Below are 3,063 nucleotides of genomic sequence, written 5' to 3' on the forward strand. Positions count from 1 at the left end.
GCCAGCATCTTTTTCAGCTTTGCATTCTCAACCTCCAGCGCCTTCAGCCGTTTGGCCTCCGACACTTCCATGCCGCCATACTTCGAGCGCCACTTAATGGGATGGATGTCTCTCCCGCAATCAGCAACGCTGCGGGTGTGACGCAGTAGAATGGAGAGAGATATGACAGTCGCATTCATTGGAATTGATTTGGCCAAGAACGTGTTCCAGTTGCATGGAGTCGACGCTAACGGACAGGCCGTATTGAAACGCCGCCTCCGCCGAGAAGGATTACTCGCCGAGATTGCTGAACTGGAGCCCTGTGTCATTGGTGTCGAAGCCTGCACAGGGGCATTTTATTGGCAGAGGCAGTTCGAGGCGCTTGGCCATACGGTCAAGGTGATCGCGCCGCAGTATGTCAAGCCCTTCGTCAAGCATCAAAAGAACGATCAGAACGATGCCGAGGCCATCTGTACCGCCTTGATGCTTCCGAACATGAAGTTCGTGCCGACCAAATCAGAAGAACAACAGGATATTCAGGCCCTGCATCGGGCGCGCCGCCGCCTCGTCAATCACAGGACCGCACTCGTGAGCCAAATGCGGGACCTGCTGTTGGACCGCGGCATACCTATCGCTTTATCGACCGGACGGGCACGGCGGGCCATCCCAGAGATACTTGAGAACCAGACGAACGGGCTGAGCGCAATGAGCCGAGAGATCATTGGCGACTTGTTCGACTTCTTGGGACAGATTGATGCTCAGATCACAACCTTCGACCGCCGCATTGATGCAGTGTTCAAGTCCAATGAGGATTGCCGCCGGATCGCACGCATCTGCGGTGTCGGCCCAAAGACAGCGACCGCTGTTGTCGCAGCCGTGGGCGATGGCCGTGAGTTCAAGAACGGCCGACATCTGGCCGCATGGATGGGGCTGGTTCCACGGCAGCACTCAAGCGGCGACAAGAGGCTACTCATGGGGATCAGCAAACGCGGAGACAGACATCTCCGAACCCTTCTGATCCATGGTGCCCGATCAGTAGTCCGTGTAGCGCAGCGAAAGACGGACCCCTTCAGTCAATGGGTCAACAGCCTTCGCGAACGACGCGGTATGAACCGCGCTATCGTCGCCGTGGCCAACAAAAACGCCCGGATCATCTGGGCCATGCTGAACAGAAACGAAGAGTTCCGCGCCCACGCTTAAGCACGCAACAAGGATTGCAAGAAGATCAATGAAATGAACCGACCGGCAAACTCCGGTGTGTGAGGAACCTGGCTTTTATAATGGCCTGCTGAGGCCGACCATTTGTTGAGGCTCACCACGCGGAATTCCCATTTGGGCGCACCATCGAAGGGTGACGCCGGATAGATGTTTGCAACCTGGGACCTGGCGGTGGAACAGATCAGCGAAAATCTTGCAAAGGGAGAGACATCCATAGATGTAAAACGTGCCATCGCTGATGCCGTGCTTCCGGCAGAGCTCTTTGGCGCCCATCCCGGCTTGGTGCTCCTTCAGGACCCCAATGATCTGCTCTTCGCTGAAACGGCTCTTCCGCATCGTCTGTCTCCTCGTTTGGAGAACAGGCTAACTTCAAACCGCGGACTTTTCAGGGCAGCAGGTCAAAAGAGCCGCCCTTCGCCGCAGGTGCCGCCAAAAATCATCATCGAACGGCAGCCAGCTCAATCACAAAGGTCATGTGAATTTCAGCGGTGCCCGGTTGCAAGCACGAACAAATCCGCCCGACTTCCGGAGCGGAAGTTCACATCTTCGTTGGCGATCAAAATAGCACTGCACACACGTTGGAGCTGGCCGAACGCTGCAGGAGATCTTCGCCAAAACGGACACAGCTAGTGGTTCGGATCACGCGCACTGGCCCGAAGTCCGTGCAGGACGCTATCCAAATCGTCAACGAATGTTGTGAGATCTAGACACCCTCTCTCTAAGACCGTCAGATCAGACAGAATCTGCGGGTCGAGCGTCTCGTCGTTACGGATCAATGCCTTCATACCACGAGTTTTCTTGATTGAATTCTTCAAGATATCCCGGATATCTGGTCCACAAGTGAGCATGAATCGCTGAACGACTTTAGCGACTTCGCGATTAACCATCTTGCTAGCGGAAATTTCAGCATAGAGCATGCGCCGTTCAACCGCAGTCGCAACCGATTTTGTTAACGAAGCCACTGTTAGCTCTTCCTTTACGAGATAGTCGGCACATCCATTCCGCATCGCATCCATTGCGATTTTAAGATCGTTGGCGCCGGTGACCATAATCGGAATCGCCCCGGACTGGTCTTCATGTGAGATGACCATATGGAGTGCGTCCAGTCCGCTATCACGTCCTAGGTTGTGATCCAGGAACACAATGTCGAAGGGTTCTTGGTCCAAAAGAGACCGTAGTTGGCTCAAGTTTTCCGCTTCTGAATATTCAAAACTCATCCCCGATTTCTCACAGATACGAATCAAACGCATTCTGTCCACGTTATCGTCATCCAGCGTCAGAACCTTGAGACGTGTTTTGCTAACAGCTGTCCCCTCAATGCCGATTTCAGTCCTGAGGTGCGATGGTAGTAGATCCCGATTTCCGAGAGGTCGATCTGACGTCATGACGTGGATTCCCTATTTAGTGGCGAGAGGCCTGTCTCAGTTGCGATCAGCGCTAGAGCATAGTTCTGTTTGAGTAGGATCGACCGATTACATCCGGTCAGGTTTGATGCAAGTCAGAAGCTAGGCTGCATTCATGGGTGGTTCACAGATGTTCCAATAGCCTCTAATAGTATCCAGTATGCTATGCATGCCGGCCTTTCCATGCGGCTTAACAATGTAGCCGTTTACTCTCTCGCTATAGGCTTTGGCGATATCTCGAGCGCTGTCAGATGTTGTGAACATAAACACCATGCTTCCAGAGTCCCTTTTGTTCATCCGTAGTTTTTGCAGAAACTCATGTCCATTCATACGAGGCATGTTGACATCGAGCATTATGAAATAGGGTCTAGGAATATTATCGGCGTCGATAATTTCCAGCGCCTCTACACCATCCACTGCTCTGATTACAAATGCATCCGGATCAACTTTTGACAATGCACGT

The 3,063-nt window shown here is 53.0% G+C and carries 3 protein-coding genes and 2 pseudogenes; 1 reads left to right on the forward strand and 4 read right to left on the reverse strand.

Going from position 1 to position 3,063, the window contains the following annotated elements; translation table 11 throughout:
- A pseudogene (locus tag CLV89_RS22165) lies at positions 1–95 on the reverse strand (transposase); the annotation flags it as partial.
- Between the two features lie 67 nt (positions 96–162).
- On the opposite strand from CLV89_RS22165, the gene CLV89_RS22170 reads away from it, so the two are divergent.
- Positions 163–1,179, forward strand: coding sequence for an IS110 family RNA-guided transposase (locus tag CLV89_RS22170; protein WP_106165741.1), 1,017 nt, complete (start codon positions 163–165; stop codon positions 1,177–1,179).
- Positions 1,180–1,416: 237 nt separating this feature from the next.
- On the opposite strand, the pseudogene CLV89_RS22175 reads toward CLV89_RS22170, so the two are convergent.
- The 3 genes and pseudogenes from CLV89_RS22175 to CLV89_RS22185 form a co-directional block, all read right to left on the reverse strand.
- Positions 1,417–1,533: pseudogene (locus CLV89_RS22175) on the reverse strand (transposase); the annotation flags it as partial.
- Positions 1,534–1,823: 290 nt separating this feature from the next.
- Positions 1,824–2,582, reverse strand: a complete 759-nt coding sequence (locus tag CLV89_RS22180; RefSeq protein ID WP_106165742.1) for a response regulator — start codon at positions 2,580–2,582, stop codon at positions 1,824–1,826.
- 120 nt (positions 2,583–2,702) lie between these two features.
- Positions 2,703–3,063 (reverse strand): response regulator (locus CLV89_RS22185; protein ID WP_106165743.1); only part of this gene is annotated, 361 nt, incomplete at its 5' end.

The sequence above is a fragment of the Tritonibacter scottomollicae genome (assembly GCF_003003215.1).
GTDB lineage: Bacteria > Pseudomonadota > Alphaproteobacteria > Rhodobacterales > Rhodobacteraceae > Epibacterium > Epibacterium scottomollicae.

Bases quoted from the DNA above. Each gene is read 5' to 3' on its own strand.
- CLV89_RS22170 (WP_106165741.1), top strand. From the start codon at position 163: ATGACAGTCGCATTCATTGGAATTGATTTGGCCAAGAACGTGTTCCAG.
- CLV89_RS22180 (WP_106165742.1), bottom strand. From the start codon at position 2,582: ATGACGTCAGATCGACCTCTCGGAAATCGGGATCTACTACCATCGCAC.